Source organism: Serratia sp. CY56464, assembly GCF_052168435.1.
In the GTDB taxonomy this organism is placed as follows: Bacteria; Pseudomonadota; Gammaproteobacteria; order Enterobacterales; family Enterobacteriaceae; genus Serratia; species Serratia marcescens.
Window position 1 is genome coordinate 149,493 of the sequence record NZ_JBJNMV010000001.1, and the last position, 15,250, is coordinate 164,742.

The 15,250-nt window shown below is 61.4% G+C and carries 15 protein-coding genes; 13 read left to right on the forward strand and 2 right to left on the reverse strand.

The window, feature by feature from the left end:
• Positions 1 to 8: 8 nt before the first annotated feature.
• A complete protein-coding gene (locus ACJ8KE_RS00760; protein ID WP_028127751.1) occupies positions 9 to 989 on the reverse strand; it encodes a Bug family tripartite tricarboxylate transporter substrate binding protein in 981 nt (326 codons plus the stop codon).
• Between the two features lie 275 nt (positions 990 to 1,264).
• Here ACJ8KE_RS00760 and ACJ8KE_RS00765 point away from each other — a divergent pair, with 275 nt between their 5' ends.
• The 3 genes from ACJ8KE_RS00765 to ACJ8KE_RS00775 all read left to right on the forward strand — a co-directional run bounded on the left by ACJ8KE_RS00765 (position 1,265) and on the right by ACJ8KE_RS00775 (position 3,841).
• On the forward strand, positions 1,265 to 1,594 hold the full coding sequence (locus tag ACJ8KE_RS00765) for a hypothetical protein (RefSeq protein ID WP_016926875.1): 330 nt from the start codon (positions 1,265 to 1,267) through the stop codon (positions 1,592 to 1,594).
• 167 nt (positions 1,595 to 1,761) lie between these two features.
• Positions 1,762 to 2,436 (forward strand): transcriptional regulator TctD, encoded by a 675-nt coding sequence (gene tctD, locus ACJ8KE_RS00770; protein ID WP_016926876.1) that lies wholly within the window; start codon positions 1,762 to 1,764, stop codon positions 2,434 to 2,436.
• A complete protein-coding gene (locus ACJ8KE_RS00775; protein ID WP_016926877.1) occupies positions 2,423 to 3,841 on the forward strand; it encodes a sensor histidine kinase in 1,419 nt (472 codons plus the stop codon). Before tctD ends, ACJ8KE_RS00775 begins: the two co-directional genes overlap by 14 nt.
• Here the strand turns inward: ACJ8KE_RS00775 and ACJ8KE_RS00780 are convergent.
• The gene (locus ACJ8KE_RS00780) at positions 3,838 to 4,758 is read right to left on the reverse strand and encodes a DMT family transporter (protein WP_097101607.1); all 921 of its coding nucleotides are present in this window, start codon (positions 4,756 to 4,758) and stop codon (positions 3,838 to 3,840) included. The two genes, ACJ8KE_RS00775 and ACJ8KE_RS00780, sit on opposite strands and share 4 nt — an antisense overlap.
• A gap of 117 nt (positions 4,759 to 4,875) precedes the next feature.
• Here ACJ8KE_RS00780 and ACJ8KE_RS00785 point away from each other — a divergent pair, with 117 nt between their 5' ends.
• The 10 genes from ACJ8KE_RS00785 (at position 4,876) to purF (ending at position 15,129) form a co-directional block, all read left to right on the forward strand.
• Positions 4,876 to 5,649, forward strand: coding sequence for an AraC family transcriptional regulator (locus ACJ8KE_RS00785; RefSeq protein ID WP_015378596.1), 774 nt, complete (start codon positions 4,876 to 4,878; stop codon positions 5,647 to 5,649).
• A 53-nt stretch (positions 5,650 to 5,702) separates the two neighbouring features.
• The gene (gene pdxB / locus ACJ8KE_RS00790; protein WP_016926879.1) at positions 5,703 to 6,824 is read left to right on the forward strand and encodes a 4-phosphoerythronate dehydrogenase PdxB; all 1,122 of its coding nucleotides are present in this window, start codon (positions 5,703 to 5,705) and stop codon (positions 6,822 to 6,824) included.
• Between the two features lie 108 nt (positions 6,825 to 6,932).
• Positions 6,933 to 7,943, forward strand: coding sequence for an aspartate-semialdehyde dehydrogenase (locus ACJ8KE_RS00795; RefSeq protein WP_004936134.1), 1,011 nt, complete (start codon positions 6,933 to 6,935; stop codon positions 7,941 to 7,943).
• On the forward strand, positions 7,943 to 8,764 hold the full coding sequence (truA, locus tag ACJ8KE_RS00800) for a tRNA pseudouridine(38-40) synthase TruA (protein ID WP_004936132.1): 822 nt from the start codon (positions 7,943 to 7,945) through the stop codon (positions 8,762 to 8,764). The genes ACJ8KE_RS00795 and truA overlap by 1 nt, the downstream gene beginning before the upstream one ends.
• A 78-nt stretch (positions 8,765 to 8,842) precedes the next feature.
• A complete protein-coding gene (locus ACJ8KE_RS00805; protein ID WP_004936130.1) occupies positions 8,843 to 9,505 on the forward strand; it encodes a DedA family protein in 663 nt (220 codons plus the stop codon).
• A gap of 232 nt (positions 9,506 to 9,737) precedes the next feature.
• Positions 9,738 to 10,646: an acetyl-CoA carboxylase, carboxyltransferase subunit beta gene (gene accD, locus ACJ8KE_RS00810; RefSeq protein WP_028127750.1), complete on the forward strand. Its 909-nt coding sequence runs from the start codon at positions 9,738 to 9,740 to the stop codon at positions 10,644 to 10,646.
• Between the two features lie 190 nt (positions 10,647 to 10,836).
• Positions 10,837 to 12,102, forward strand: coding sequence for a bifunctional tetrahydrofolate synthase/dihydrofolate synthase (gene folC / locus ACJ8KE_RS00815; RefSeq protein WP_079450298.1), 1,266 nt, complete (start codon positions 10,837 to 10,839; stop codon positions 12,100 to 12,102).
• Entirely contained in the window at positions 12,103 to 12,855 is a 753-nt protein-coding gene (gene dedD, locus ACJ8KE_RS00820) for a cell division protein DedD (protein WP_079452192.1), read from the forward strand.
• Positions 12,856 to 13,089: 234 nt separating this feature from the next.
• On the forward strand, positions 13,090 to 13,590 hold the full coding sequence (cvpA, locus tag ACJ8KE_RS00825) for a colicin V production protein (protein ID WP_004936119.1): 501 nt from the start codon (positions 13,090 to 13,092) through the stop codon (positions 13,588 to 13,590).
• A 21-nt stretch (positions 13,591 to 13,611) separates the two neighbouring features.
• Positions 13,612 to 15,129 carry an amidophosphoribosyltransferase gene (gene purF, locus ACJ8KE_RS00830; protein ID WP_004936117.1) on the forward strand — a complete coding sequence of 506 codons (1,518 nt, stop codon included), beginning with the start codon at positions 13,612 to 13,614 and terminating at the stop codon, positions 15,127 to 15,129.
• The last annotated feature ends 121 nt before the right edge of the window (positions 15,130 to 15,250 follow it).

The following is a 15,250-nucleotide window of genomic DNA, read 5'->3' on the forward strand; positions in this document are numbered from 1 at the left end:
CCCTGCGGTTATTTGGCCAGGCCGAACACTTTCGCCTGCTCACGGTATTGGGCAACCTGATTCTTCACGTAGGCGTCCAGCTCTTTGCCGGTCATATTGAATTCGAACAGGCCACGCAGATCGCGCTGCTGCTTGAATTCGTCTGTTGCCATCATTTTCTGGAAGGTGTCGATCCACCACTGATACTCTTCATCGCTGACTTTCGGCCCGACGTAGAAGCCGCGAATGATCGGCCACACCAGGCTGTACCCCTGTTCTTTGGCGGTCGGAATGTCGGCCAGCTGGCCCGGCAAACGTTGCTCGGCATACACCGCCAGCACGCGGATTTTGTCGCCCTGCAGGTAAGGCACCATCTCGCTCAGGTCACCGGAAACCGCCTGAATATGGTTGCCCAACAGCGCGGTGACCGGCTCGCCGCCGCCTTCGAACGCCACGTAGCGCATCTTGCGCGGGTCCACGCCGACTTCGCGCGCCAGCAGCGCGGTTTTCATCCAGTCCTGGCTGCCGATGGAGGCGCCGGCGCCGAACACCACGCTGTTGGGATCTTTTTGGAAGGCGTCCATCAGGTCTTTCAGGGTTTTGTAAGGCGAGTCGGCGCGCACCGCGATCATGCCGTAGTCGGTTCCGACCGCCGCCAGCCATTTCACGTCGTCCACGTTATAGCGGCCGAACTTGCCCTGAGCCAGATTGAGCAGCGAACCGCCGGAGAAGGCCACCACGGTGCCGAACTCCGCCGGGCGCTGCGCGACGATGGCGTTGTAGGCCACCGCGCCGACGCCGCCGGGCATATAGGTGACGCGCATCGGTTTATCGATGGCCTTGGTGTCCTGCAACGACACCTGAATCAGCTTGCAGGTCAGATCGAAACCGCCGCCGGGCTTGGCCGGCGCAATGCATTCGGTGCGTTTGGGCGCTTCCCCGGCAAAGGCCTGAGAGGCCGCCAGCAACAGTGCGGCGGCGGTCAAGGTACGGGTCATTATTTTTTTCATTGTGGCTTGCCCTCGGTATTGTTCTGGTTGTGAATCCCGCTGAGCGCGGTTGCAGGATTGTTAAAACAACAACCTTTCATTTACCTTTCAGTGGCCGGAAAAGTTTCCAGTCTGTGATTAGGGTCTCTTGTCGCTAGCGAATCACGGGTGCGCTACCATAGAAATGCTGGCAGGAACAGGGCGCAAAACCGGCCAAAATCCTGCGTAATATCAGGTTTGCCGTTTTGCTTTCGCGATAAAATCATGATCAGTGAAATGAATAGAGACGCAGTGATATGTTTTCGTTAGGGAAATTGTTTAGCGGCAGGGACAGCGCCAAAGTATGCGCGATTAAACGGTTGCCTGAGGTCTACGCGGAGATGGTCGGTGGAACCGGGCAGTGCCGTTTGAAGCGACTGCGCGCCGAGGTTGGCGTGTTTGAGCTGCATTTCGTCAACGCCGCCGGTGAAAGATATGCCTGCCAGATGACCGCCTGTGTGACCGGCATCGATCTGGTATTTGCCGTCAACAATCGCTCCGTGCTGGTTTCTGCACCGTTTACCGCCGACAAGCTGCGCTCGGTGCTGGACATTGCCGTGGCCGATAGCCCCATTCCGCTGATCTGACGCCGCCCTGCGATCGCGCTCCATACGCATAATTGTGTGCCAGCTCCCAAAACTGGCGGCGCGGCGCTCTTTTATCCCCTTATTTTCCATGCCATTCTCTGTTATCAGCCTGTTAACGGACGCCGTGTCGGAGCCAGGTTGTTCAGATAAATCAATGGAATGGGAACATGCGACTGTTATTGGTTGAAGATCACCCCGAGCTGTCTCACTGGTTGCAAAAGGCGCTGACCGGCGCCGGGTTTGCCGTCGACGTCGCCCCGGACGGCGTGGCGGCCGATCATCTGTTGCTCAACGAGCGTTATGCGCTGGCGGTGTTGGATGTGGCGCTGCCGCGTTTGAACGGCCTGGATTTGCTGGCGCGCCTGCGCAAGCGCGGGCAGGATCTGCCGGTGTTGCTGCTGACGGCGCGCACCGACGTGGCCGATCGGGTAAAGGGCCTGAATCTGGGGGCGGACGATTACCTCACCAAGCCGTTCGAACTGGACGAGCTGGAAGCGCGTATTCGGGCGCTGCTGCGCCGCAGCGTCGGCGCCCCGCAGCCGGCGTTGCAGTACGGCGCGTTGACCTACCATGACGAAGGCTATTTTCTGCTGGAGAGCAAGCCGCTGGCGCTGACGCCGCGCGAACTGGCGGTGTTGACCGCGCTGATGCATCGGCGCGGCCGCCCGGTGGCCAAACAACAGCTGTTCGAGCAGGTGTTTACGCTGTCCGACGAGGCCAATCCCGAGAGCATCGAGCTTTACGTACACCGCCTGCGGAAAAAGCTGCAGGGCAGCGACGTGGCGATCGTCACGCTGCGCGGTCTGGGCTACAGCCTGGAGCTCTGCAATGCGGTGGTTTAATGCGCCGCGTTCGCTGTTCTATCAACTGCTGCTGTTTTTTGGCCTGCCGCTGCTGGCGTTGGGCGGTATCTCTATCTACACCCACTATTTCAGCGCCATGAGCGCCGCCACATTGGCTTACGATCGCACGCTGCTGGCGTCGGCGCGCACCGTGGCGGAGCGACTGGTGGTGCGCGAAGGCAAGCTGGCGGTTGATGTGCCCTATGTAGTGCTCGACAGCTTCGAGCGCAACATGAACGATCAGCTGTATTACGAGGTGATTTCGCCGCAGGGAAAAAGCATCTCGGGCTATGACGATTTGCCGTCGCTGCCGCCCCATATCCCGCGCTCCACGCTCTACCCGGCGCTGGTGCATTTTTATGATGCGGAATACCTCGGCCGGCCGATCCGCGTGGCGGCGCTGTTTCAACCGGTCAACGAGTCGGGGGTGAGCGGCATGGCGACCATTTTGGTGGCGGAAACCCTGGAATCGCGCCGTTACCTGGCGCGGCAGATGATGATCGCGGCGCTGCTGAGCCAGGGCACGGTGGTGGTGTTGACCCTGATCCTGGCGTTCGCGCTGCTCAAGCGGGTGTTGAAGCCGATGCGTAAACTCTCCGGCATCATGCTGCGGCGCGATCCGGGCGAGCTGACGCCCTTGCCGCGGGTATTGCCGTGGTCGGAGATGCAGCCGCTGCTGGTGGCGTTCAATCGCTATATCGAACGGCTGCGGCTGATGGTGGCGCGTCAGGAACGCTTCAGCGCCGACGCTTCCCACCAGCTGCGCACGCCGCTGGCTGTGTTGAAGACGCAGGTCGGGGTGGCGCTGGCCAGCGATCGGCCGCAGCAGTGGCGTGAAAGCCTGCAGGCGATGAGCGCGACGTTGGACAATACCGTGGCACTGACCGACCGCCTGCTGTATCTCTCACGCCTGAAGGCCAGCGAGCACCAGGCCGAGCGCAAGCTGCAGCCGGTCAACCTGGCGCAGGTGCTGCGCGACGCCTGTTTTTCGCGCTTGCCGCAGGCGCGCAGCAAACAGATCGATCTCGGTTTCGAAGGTGAAGCGGCGTGTCAGGTGGCAGGGGAACCGCTGCTGTTGGCCGAACTGTGCGCCAACTTGTTGGACAATGCGTTGAAATACACACCGCGTCAGGGCGTGGTTACCGCTCGCCTCACGCAGGGAAAGGAGACGGGGGAAGGCGTGCTGGAGATTGAAGACAGCGGCCCCGGCATCGCCTTACAGGACAAGGCGCTGGCGCTGCAGCCGTTTCACCGGCTGGACAACGTGGGCGATCAGCCGGGCGCCGGCCTGGGGCTGGCGCTGGTGAAGGATATCACCGCGTATCACGGCACCCGCCCGGAGCTGTTGAGCTCCGCCGCGCTGGGCGGCCTGTTGGTGCGGGTGCGTTTCAGGCTGTTGTCTTAAGCCTGTTCTTTGCAGGACTCGACGTCAGCCGTCGGGACTTTGGCTTTACGCGTCAGCGGCGTGCGCAGCCGCTGCGACAGGATAACGCCCAGCAGGGTAATGCCGCCGCCAATCAGGTGGTAACCGTGCAACTGCTCATGCAGGAACAGCACGGCGATAGCGGCGGTAAACACCGGCGCCAGGTTCATGAAGATCGAGGCGGTGTTGGCGCCCAGGCGCATCACGCCCTGGATCCACAGGAACGGGGCGATGATCGAAGCCGGAATGCCGGCGAACAGCACCAGCGGCAGGTTATGGCCGTTCAAGCCGACATCCTGCGCCATCAGGAAATTAGGCAGCAGCAGCAGCACGCCGAACAGGATCTGCACGTACAGCGATTGCCAGTTCGGCAGCGCGATGGCCCAGCGTTTGGTCAACACGCCATACAGCGCGTAAGAGGCGGTGGCGAGCAGCATCATCAATTCCCCCTTGCCGATACCGTGCTGCAGCAGTACGCCGGGCTGGCCGCCGCTGACCAGCCAGATCAAACCGCCGAAGGAGAGAATACTGCCGAGCAGCACGCCGACGGTCGGCGCAATGCGCAGCAGGACGATGCTGATCAGGATGGTCAGCAGCGGGATCAGCGACACGATGATGCCCATAAACAGCGCGCTGACGCTGTGCGCCGCGTAATAGGCCAGGCTTTGATACAGCACCATGCCCAGCAGGCCGAGGATCATCAACTTCCACCAGTTGGCGCGCACCTGCGCCCAATTGCGCAGCACGCCCGGCAGCACGAACGGCGTCAGGGCAACCAGCGCCAGCAGCCAGCGGTAGAGCGAAATGGCCGCCGGATCGATGGCGGTGGCGGAGAGTTTGCTGACGACGGCGTTAATCGACCAAATCAGCACGGCCAACAGCGGGAAGAGCATATTCATGATAATTATTCTCAATAACGTCCAACATGCTGGCTAGTCTACGCGTGTCCGGTTTATCATATATAGCGATATCCAGACAAAAATCGGCGTAAACAAGACAAATCACGGGACGAAACCATGCCAGAAATCCGCCATTTCCCCGAGTCGCTGATCCCGGCGCCCAACCCGGTGCAGTTCCGCTGCGAAGAGTTTAACGCGCGCACCGAATTCCAGCCGCACAGCCACACCTGGGGCCAGTTGATGTGGGTCAAGGCCGGGGTGATGGTGCTGCGCATCGGCGGGCAGCGCTTTCTGGCGCCGCCGGAGTTCGTGTTGTGGGCGCCGGCGGGCATCGAACACTCCTGCTACAACCAGCGACTGGCGCAGTGCCGCATGGTGGACATCACGCCGGCGCTGTGCGCCGGTATGCCGGCCGACCCCTGTCTGGTGAGCGTCACGCCCATCTTCCGCGCCATCGCCGAGGATTTCTATGCGCGCAAGCAGTACATTCCGCAGGCGGAGGAGGATTTGCGCCTGTGCCAGGTGCTGATCGATCAGCTGCGCCTGTCGCCGCGTCAGCAAACCTATCTGCCGTCGTCGGACGACAAATTTTTGGCGCCGGTGCTGGAAGCGCTGGAGCATTGTCCGGCGGACAACACCTCGCTGGCGACGTGGGCGGCGCGGGTCTACACCACCGAGCGCACGCTGTCGCGCCGCTGCCAGCAGGATCTGGGCATGTCGTTCAGCGAGTGGCGCCAGCGCCTGCGTTTTCTGCATGCCGTGTCGTTGCTCGAGCAGGGCAAAACCGTGCAGGACGTGGCGTTGGACGTCGGCTACAGCTCCGCGTCGGCCTTTATCGTCATGTTCCAGCAGATCGCCGGCACCACCCCTGAACGCTTTCGCCGTGCCTGATTCAGTGGCACACTATTTCGCAGACAAATAGCCGTAAACCGTCGGAGAACGCAGTGAAAATTCTGGTTGATGAAAATATGCCCTACGCGGCCGAGCTGTTCAGCCGCTTGGGCGACGTGCAGGCGGTGCCGGGGCGTCCGATCCCGCGCGAGGCGCTGGCGGATGCCGATGCGCTGATGGTGCGTTCGGTCACCAAGGTCAATGAAGCCTTGTTGGCCGGCAGCCGCATTGGCTTTGTCGGCACCGCCACCGCCGGCACCGATCACGTTGATGACGCCTGGCTGCAACGGCAGGGCATCGGGTTTTCCGCCGCGCCGGGCTGCAACGCCATCGCGGTGGTCGAGTATGTGTTCTCCGCCTTGATGCTGCTGGCCGAACGCGACGGCTTCCAACTGCGGGATAAAACCGTCGGCATCGTCGGCGTGGGCAACGTCGGTTCCCGCCTGGACGCGCGCCTCAAAGCGCTGGGCGTGCGCACGCTGCTGTGCGATCCGCCGCGTGCCGATCGCGGCGACGCCGGGGAGTTTTGGCCGTTGGAGAAGCTGGTGGCCGAGGCCGATGTGCTGACCTTCCATACGCCGCTGAATAAATCCGGCCCTTACCATTCGCTGCATCTGGCGGATGCGGATCTGTTGGCGGCGCTGCCGGACAACCGCATTCTGATCAACGCCTGTCGCGGGCCGGTGGTGGATAACACCGCGCTGCTGCAGGCGTTGGAAAAGGGCAAAAAGTTGAGCACGGTGCTGGACGTGTGGGAACCCGAGCCGGATCTCGCCTTGCCGCTGCTGGCGCGGGTGGATATCGGCACCGCGCATATCGCCGGGTATACGCTGGAAGGCAAGGCGCGCGGCACCACCCAGGTGTTCGAAGCGTTCAGCCGCCATCTGGGGCAGCCGCAGCAGGTGGCGCTGGCCTCGCTGCTGCCGGTGCCGGAGTTCAGCCTGATCCGCCTCAACGGCCCGCTGGATGAAGCGCGGTTAAAACGATTGATGCACTTGGTGTATGATGTGCGCCGCGATGATGCGCCACTGCGCAAAGTCGCCGGGCAACCGGGCGAATTCGATCGCCTGCGCAAGCACTACCAGGAGCGCCGCGAGTGGTCTTCGCTGGCCGTGCAATGCGATGACAGCGCCAGCGCCGAGCTGCTCGGCAAGCTGGGCTTCAGCGTGGCGTAGCGTAAGGTTGTCTTAAGCCAACGCCGCTACAGTGAGCGGTAAAGATTATCGGGCGGTGATTGCACTGCCCGTGTGCTTTTATGAATGAAATACTCTGGAGAAAACCCGATGTCTGACGGCTGGAATATCGCGCTGCTCGGCGCCACTGGCGCGGTAGGTGAAGCGTTGCTGGAATTGTTGCAGGAACGCCAGTTCCCGGTGGGTGAACTCTATCCTCTGGCAAGCGAACGCAGCGCGGGCGCCAATGTGCGCTTCAACGGCAAGTCTCTTCTGGTGCAAAACGCCGAAGAGTTCGACTGGTCGCAGGCGCAGCTGGCCTTCTTCGTCGCCGGCAGCGACGCTTCCGCGCGCTATGCCGAAGAAGCCGGCAACATGGGCTGCCTGGTGATCGACACCAGCGGCCTGTTCGCCATGGAGCCGGATGTGCCGCTGGTGGTGCCGGGCGTGAACCCGCAGGTGCTGGCGGATTACCGTAACCGCAATATCGTGGCGGTGGCCGACAGCATGGTCAGCCAACTGCTGACGGCGATCAAACCGCTGACCGAACAGGCGGGGCTGTCGCGTCTGCACGTCACCACGCTGATGTCGGTATCGTCGCGCGGCAAGGTGGCGGTGGACGACTTGGCCGGCCAGAGCGCGCGCCTGCTGAATGGCATTCCGGCCGAGGAAGGCGTCTTCGGTAAACAGCTGGCGTTCAACCTGCTGCCGCTTGTCGCCGACGAGCAGGGCAGCGTGCGCGAAGAGCGCCTGATCGTCGATCAGGTGCGCAAGGTGCTGCAGGATGAAGGGCTGCCGATTTCGGTGAGCTGCGTTCAGTCGCCGGTGTTTTACGGCCACGCGCAGGTGGTGCACCTGGAAGCGCTGCGCCCGCTGTCCGCCGAAGAGGCGCGCAGCGAGCTCGAAGAGGTCGAAGACATTCAGCTGAGCGAAGAGGACGATTACCCGACCCAGGTCACCGACGCTTCCGGCAGCGATGCGCTCAGCATCGGTTGCCTGCGTAACGATTACGGCATCCCCGAGCTGCTGCAGTTCTGGACGGTAGCGGACAATGTGCGCTTCGGCGGCGCGTTGATGGCTATCGAAACCGCCGAGCGTCTGGTGCAGGAGCAGATGTACTGATGTCTGAGGTGGTCTCGCCCGCTCAGCCGACGCTGAAGGTAGCGCTGGGCATCGAATATGACGGCAGCCGGTACTACGGCTGGCAGCGGCAGCAAGAAGTGGCCAGCGTGCAGGAACGCCTGGAGCAGGCGTTGAGCAAGGTGGCGGATGCGCCGATTACCGTGCTGTGCGCCGGGCGCACCGACGCCGGGGTGCACGCCACCGGGCAGGTGGTGCATTTCGAAACCACTGCGCGCCGCAAGGACGCCGCCTGGACGATGGGGGTGAATACCCATTTGCCGCCGGACATCGCGGTGCGTTGGGTGAGCCCCGTCGCCGACGATTTTCACGCGCGTTTCAGCGCCACCGCGCGCCGCTACCGCTATATCATTTTCAACCATCGCTACCGGCCGGCGGTGCTGCAGCAGGGGGTGACGCATTTTTATCACCCGCTGGACGCCGATCGCATGCACCGGGCGGCGCAGGCGCTGCTGGGCGAGAACGACTTCACGTCGTTCCGCGCGGTGCAATGTCAGTCGCGCACCCCGTGGCGTTGCGTAAAACACGTTAAGGTTACGCGCTACGGCGAATATATTGTGGTAGATATCAAGGCGAATGCCTTTGTGCATCATATGGTTCGCAACATCGTCGGCAGCCTGATGGAGATCGGCTGCGGCAATCAGGGTGAGAACTGGATGGCCGAGTTGCTGGCGCTGAAGGATCGCAATCTGGCGGCGGCGACGGCGCGAGCCGAGGGGCTGTATCTGGTTGCCGTGGATTACCCTGACCACTTTGGTCTACCGCGGCCGCCGATGGGGCCGCTGTTTTTGCCCGACGATTAAACGCCGGCACGCCTGAAAGCGTTGCTCCCTTGTGCTTCTGCCGGGTGATTGAAACGCCCGGCATCAATGAGAGAATTTATGGACATCATCAAGTTTATTATTGATTTTATTCTGCATATTGATGTGCACTTGGCCGAACTGGTCGCACAATACGGCATGTGGGTCTACGCTATTCTGTTCCTGATCCTGTTTTGCGAAACCGGTCTGGTGGTGACGCCGTTCCTGCCGGGGGATTCTTTGCTGTTCGTCGCCGGCGCGCTGGCGGCGTTGCCGACCAACGATCTGAACGTGCATACCATGGTGGCGTTGATGGCCGTGGCGGCGATCATCGGCGATGCGGTGAACTACACTATCGGGCGGTTGTTCGGCGAGAAGCTGTTCAGCAACCCGAATTCGAAAATCTTCCGCCGCAGCTACCTGGACAAGACGCATCAGTTCTATGAGAAGCACGGTGGGAAAACGATTATTCTGGCGCGATTCGTGCCGATCGTGCGTACTTTTGCGCCGTTCGTCGCGGGCATGGGGCATATGTCCTATCGCCACTTCGCCGCCTACAACGTGATTGGCGCACTGGTTTGGGTGCTGCTCTTCACTTATGCTGGCTATCTGTTCGGCGATCTGCCAGTGGTGCAGGAGAACCTGAAGCTGTTGATCGTCGGGATCATCATCGTTTCGATTCTGCCGGGCGTGATTGAAATTTGGCGCCACAAGCGCGCGGCCGCCCGCCAGCAAAAACAGTAAAAACATCGCTTAACCTGTCGGTTCGACCAGTTTTTTGTCCACAGCGTCGGGCCGATATGGTTTAATGAGCGACATTATGGTCTGTTCCTGCGAACAACCCTGAAGCCGATGCCTCAGTCGCCGCGCTTGCCGCGCCGCGAACGGGCATTTTTTCATTGGGGTGTTTTCGGGGGGATTGTTAAAGCATGAACAGCGGACTGGCGTGTGCCAGGTTCAAACAGAAAGGTCATCGATGAGCTGGATTGAACGAATTCTTAACAAGAGCAATATCACACAAACCCGTAAGGCGAGCATTCCTGAAGGGGTCTGGACTAAATGCGACAGCTGCGGCCAGGTTCTCTACCGCGCCGAGCTGGAGCGGAATCTGGAAGTGTGCCCGAAGTGCGACCACCACATGCGTATGAGCGCGCGCGCGCGTCTGCATACCCTGCTGGACGAAGGCAGCGAAGTGGAGCTGGGCAGCGATCTGGAGCCGAAGGACGTTCTGAAATTCAAGGATTCCAAGCGCTATAAAGATCGTCTGGTCGCCGCACAGAAAGCGACCGGTGAGAAAGACGCGCTGGTGGTGATGAAGGGCACGCTGTACGGCATGCCGATCGTCGCCGCGTCCTTCGAATTCGCCTTCATCGGCGGCTCGATGTCTTCCGTGGTCGGCGCGCGTTTCGTGCGTGCGGTTGAGCAGGCGCTGGAGGACAACTGTCCGCTGGTGTGCTTCTCCGCCAGCGGCGGCGCGCGCATGCAGGAAGCGCTGATGTCGCTGATGCAGATGGCGAAAACCAGCGCGGCGTTGGCCAAAATGCAGGAGCGCGGCTTGCCGTATATCTCCGTGCTGACCGACCCGACCATGGGCGGTGTCTCCGCCAGCCTGGCGATGCTGGGCGACATCAATATCGCCGAGCCGAAAGCGCTGATCGGTTTTGCCGGCCCGCGCGTTATCGAGCAAACCGTGCGCGAGAAACTGCCACCAGGCTTCCAGCGCAGCGAGTTCCTGATCGAAAAAGGCGCGATCGACATGATCGTTCGCCGTCCGGAAATGCGCCAAACGTTGGCGAGCATTCTGTCCAAGCTGACAAACCAGCCGCAGCCGCATTTCGATGAGGCCGCGCCGGTCATTGAGCCGGAGCCGCAGGCCGACGCCTGAGGCAAAGACAGATCCCGCCCGGGTTCAGCCGCCACTTTGTGGCTAAGTGACGGCTGATGCCCGCTCCCTGCCGGCCGTAGCCTTTCCGCTGCGGTTTGCAGGCTGGCGGCAGTCACGAAGCGCATCGCCTTTACCGCGGTGAGGGTGGTGCCCTGATGGATTAATGAACCCAAGTTCAGTGATGGGACTCATGCAAAACCACCAAATTCCCCAAGCCACGTCGCCATTGAGCTCGTGGCTTTACTATCTGGAACGTCTGCACAGCCAGGCGATCGAACTCGGCCTTGAGCGCGTACAGCGCGTCGCGGCGCATCTGGATTTACTGACCCCCGCACCCACGGTGTTCACCGTTGCCGGCACCAACGGCAAAGGCACCACCTGTCGCACCCTTGAAGCTATTCTGCTGGCCGCCGGCCTGCGCGTCGGCGTCTACAGTTCACCGCATCTGGTGCGCTATACCGAACGCGTGCGCATTCAGGGCGAAGAGCTGAGCGAAGCGGAGCACAGCCGCTCGTTCGCCGCCATTGAAGCCGGCCGCGGCGAAACGTCGCTGACCTATTTCGAATTCGGCACCCTGTCGGCGCTGCAGCTGTTCAAACAGGCGCGACTCGACGTGGTGATCCTGGAAGTGGGGCTGGGCGGGCGTCTCGACGCCACTAACATCGTCGATCCGAGCGTGGCGGTGATCACCAGCATTGCGCTCGATCACACCGACTGGCTGGGCAACGATCGCGAAAGCATCGGCCGTGAAAAGGCCGGCATTTTCCGCAGCGGCAAACCGGCGGTGGTCGGTGAACCCGATATGCCGGACAGCATTCGTCAGGTTGCCGAAACGCTGGGCGCGCCGCTGTCTCGCCGTGGTGAAGCCTGGCGCTTCAGCGAGCAGGGCGATCGCTGGCAGTGGCAGGGCGGCGACACGTTGCTGACCGATCTGCCGACGCCGAACGTACCGCTGGCCAACGCCGCTACCGCGCTGGCGGCGCTCAACTGCAGCGCGCTGGAAATCGACGAACGCGCGATTTTCACCGGGCTGCAGCAGGCGACGTTGCCGGGGCGTTTCCAGATCGTGCGGCGGGAGCCGACGCTGATCCTCGATGTGGCGCACAACCCGCATGCCGCCGGCTATCTGGCCGGGCGTCTGGCCAAACTGCCGCGCAACGGCGGCAAGGTGCGCGCGGTGGTGGGCATGCTGTCGGACAAGGATATCGCCGGCACGCTGGCCTGCCTCAGCGAGCAGGTGGATGAATGGTACTGCGCGCCGCTCGACGGGCCGCGCGGCGCCAGCGTCGAACAGCTGGCGCAGCATCTGACGGAACCGCGCCGCTTTAATGATGTCGAAACTGCCTGGCGGCAGGCTATGCAGGATGCTGATAAACAGGATATTGTGATCGTCTGTGGATCGTTCCACACCGTGGCGCAGGTGATGGCGGCGTTAGACGAGATGCGGGGAGTGTGAGTGGCGAGTAAATTTCAGAACCGACTGGTCGGAACCGTGATTCTGGTGGCGCTGGGGGTGATCATCCTGCCAGGGTTGCTGGACGGCAAAAAGAAGCATTACGAGGATGAATTCGCGGCCATTCCGTTGGTGCCAAAGGCGGGCGACGTCGAAGAGAACGACGTGCTGCCACCGGTGACGCAACCGTTGCCGGCGCAGCCGCCGGAAGGGGCGGGCGCGCTGGTCGAACAGCAGGCGGCCAACGAAGCGGCGGCGCAACAGGCGGTGCGGCAAGGTGCTCAGCAGCCAGCGCAGGTGGCGCCGCCACCGGTCGAGACGCGTCCTCAGCCGGTGCCGCAGCCCAAGCCGAAACCGGTAGAAACCAAACCGGTAGAAACCAAACCGGTGGAAGTGAAACCGAAACCGGTGCCGCAACCGAAACCGGTGGAAGTGAAGCCGGTACCGAAGCCGGAGCCGACGCCGAAACCTGAACCGACGACGCAGCCGAAACCGGCGGAAGAAAAAGCGCCGGCCGGGCAAGCCTACGTCGTGCAGCTCGGGGCGTTGAAAAATGCCGCCAAGGCGAACGAGATTGTCGCCTCGCTGCGCCTCTCGGGCTATCGCGCCTTTACCGTGCCGTCAACGCCGGTGCAGGGGCAGATCACCCGTATCTACGTCGGCCCGGACGCTTCCAAGCAGAAGCTGCAGGCGGCGCTGCCGTCGCTGAACTCGATCAGCGGGCTGAGCGGGCAGGTGAAGCCGTACGGCCGTTAAACCCCGCAGGGGCGCAGCACGATGCGCCCCTGAATTAAGGAGTGGTGGAGATAAAGCGAGAAAAACCGCGCCTTTTACAGGCGAAATCACCTATGTAGGCGCGGCGATTGGGAATTTTTTGATCGCCGCTTTTTATTTGTAACGTGGTAGGAAATCCCCTACGCAAACGTTTTCTTTTTCTGTTAGAATTCGCCGCGAATTGGATGCAGGGGCGATTCATCATTGGAATAGTTCATGGTCTGGATTGATTACGTCATTATAGCGGTGATTGGATTTTCGGCTCTGGTGAGCCTGATCCGAGGGTTTGTTCGCGAAGCATTGTCACTTGTGACATGGGGATGTGCGTTTTTTGTTGCCAGCCATTTCTACTCTTACCTTGCGGTCTATTTCACTCGTTTTGAAGATGAACTGGTGCGAAACGGCATCGCGATCGCGATTTTGTTCATCGCGACCTTGATCGTAGGGGCTATTGTTAACTATGTGATTAGCTCACTGGTAGAGAAAACCGGGTTGTCGGGCACCGACCGGGTGTTGGGCATCTGCTTCGGCGCGCTGCGCGGAGTATTGATCGTCGCAGCGATCCTGTTCTTCCTGGATACCTTTACCGGCTTTTCACAGAGTGCCGACTGGAAACAGTCACAGCTCATTCCCCAGTTCAGTTACGTCATCAGGTGGTTCTTTGACTACCTGCAGAGCACGTCGAGTTTCTTGCCGACCCAATTGCCGGGGCGGTAGCGCTGATGAGGAAAAGACAACATGTGCGGTATTGTCGGTATCGCCGGTTTCATGCCGGTAAACCAGTCGATTTATGATGCGCTGACGGTGCTTCAGCACCGTGGCCAGGATGCCGCAGGCATCGTCACCATTGACGCCCACAACGGGTTCCGTTTGCGTAAAGCCAACGGCCTGGTGAAAGATGTGTTTGAGGCGCGCCATATGCAACGCTTGCAGGGCAACATGGGCATTGGCCATGTGCGTTACCCGACGGCCGGCAGCTCGAGCGCCTCTGAGGCCCAGCCTTTCTACGTCAACTCGCCGTTCGGCATTACGCTGGCCCACAACGGCAATCTGACCAACGCCCATGAGCTGCGCCAAAAGCTGTTCGAAAGCGGCCGCCGCCATGTCAACACCACCTCCGACTCGGAAATCCTGCTGAACGTGCTGGCCAGCGAGCTGGATCGCTTCCCGCATTATCCGCTGGAGGCCGACAACATTTTTACCGCGGTCGCCGCCATGCATCAGCAACTGCGCGGCGCTTACGCCTGCGTGGCGATGATCATCGGCCATGGCCTGCTGGCGTTCCGCGATCCGAACGGTATTCGTCCGCTGGTGATCGGCAAACGCACGCTGGAGGATGGCCGCAGCGAGTACATGGTGGCTTCCGAGAGCGTGGCGCTGGATACCCTGGGCTTTGAGTTCCTGCGCGACGTGGCGCCGGGCGAAGCGGTGTATATCACCACCAAGGGCCAGCTGTTCACCCGCCAGTGCGCAGAGAACCCGAAAACCAACCCGTGCCTGTTCGAATACGTCTATTTCGCGCGCCCGGACTCCTTTATGGACAAGATCTCGGTCTACAGCGCCCGCGTGCGCATGGGCCAGAAGCTGGGTGAGAAGATTGCCCGCGAATGGGAAGATCTGGACATCGACGTGGTGATCCCGATCCCGGAAACCTCCTGCGACATCGCGCTGGAGATCGCGCGCATTCTCGAGAAACCCTACCGCCAGGGCTTTGTGAAGAACCGCTACGTCGGCCGCACCTTTATCATGCCGGGCCAGCAGGCGCGTCGTCAGTCGGTGCGCCGCAAGCTGAACGCCAACCGCGCCGAGTTCCGCGACAAGAACGTGCTGCTGGTGGATGACTCCATTGTGCGCGGCACCACGTCGGAACAGATCGTCGAGATGGCGCGCGAAGCGGGCGCCAAGCGTGTGTACCTGGCTTCCGCCGCGCCGGAAGTGCGTTTCCCGAATGTCTACGGCATCGACATGCCGAGCGCCAACGAACTGATCGCCCACGGGCGTGAAGTGGATGAAATCCGCCAGATTATCGGCGCCGACGGGCTGATCTTCCAGGACCTGGACGATCTGATCGAAGCGGTGCGCGAAGAGAACCCGGACATCACCCAGTTCGAATGCTCGGTGTTCAACGGCATCTACGTGACCAAAGACGTCGATCAAAGCTATCTGGAATATCTGGAGTCGCTGCGCAGCGACGACGCCAAGGCGCTGCGAGGGCAAACCGAAGCGGAAAATCTGGAACTGCACAACGAAGGCTAACCGGCCGCGTTGATTACTCGGGGGGGCATCGCCGCGTCTGCAGCGGTGCGCCTTGCTCCTGTGAACTTGCTTATCCCTCGCCATTGCGGCAAAGTCTGCCTGATCTTACTTTTTACGGCAG

Coding starts and splice junctions, on each gene's coding strand:
- ACJ8KE_RS00760 (WP_028127751.1), bottom strand. CDS start 989: ATGAAAAAAATAATGACCCGTACCTTGACCGCCGCCGCACTGTTGCTG.
- ACJ8KE_RS00765 (WP_016926875.1), top strand. CDS start 1,265: ATGTTTTCGTTAGGGAAATTGTTTAGCGGCAGGGACAGCGCCAAAGTA.
- tctD (WP_016926876.1), top strand. CDS start 1,762: ATGCGACTGTTATTGGTTGAAGATCACCCCGAGCTGTCTCACTGGTTG.
- ACJ8KE_RS00775 (WP_016926877.1), top strand. CDS start 2,423: ATGCGGTGGTTTAATGCGCCGCGTTCGCTGTTCTATCAACTGCTGCTG.
- ACJ8KE_RS00780 (WP_097101607.1), bottom strand. CDS start 4,758: ATGAATATGCTCTTCCCGCTGTTGGCCGTGCTGATTTGGTCGATTAAC.
- ACJ8KE_RS00785 (WP_015378596.1), top strand. CDS start 4,876: ATGCCAGAAATCCGCCATTTCCCCGAGTCGCTGATCCCGGCGCCCAAC.
- ACJ8KE_RS00795 (WP_004936134.1), top strand. CDS start 6,933: ATGTCTGACGGCTGGAATATCGCGCTGCTCGGCGCCACTGGCGCGGTA.
- truA (WP_004936132.1), top strand. CDS start 7,943: ATGTCTGAGGTGGTCTCGCCCGCTCAGCCGACGCTGAAGGTAGCGCTG.
- ACJ8KE_RS00805 (WP_004936130.1), top strand. CDS start 8,843: ATGGACATCATCAAGTTTATTATTGATTTTATTCTGCATATTGATGTG.
- accD (WP_028127750.1), top strand. CDS start 9,738: ATGAGCTGGATTGAACGAATTCTTAACAAGAGCAATATCACACAAACC.
- folC (WP_079450298.1), top strand. CDS start 10,837: ATGCAAAACCACCAAATTCCCCAAGCCACGTCGCCATTGAGCTCGTGG.
- cvpA (WP_004936119.1), top strand. CDS start 13,090: ATGGTCTGGATTGATTACGTCATTATAGCGGTGATTGGATTTTCGGCT.
- purF (WP_004936117.1), top strand. CDS start 13,612: ATGTGCGGTATTGTCGGTATCGCCGGTTTCATGCCGGTAAACCAGTCG.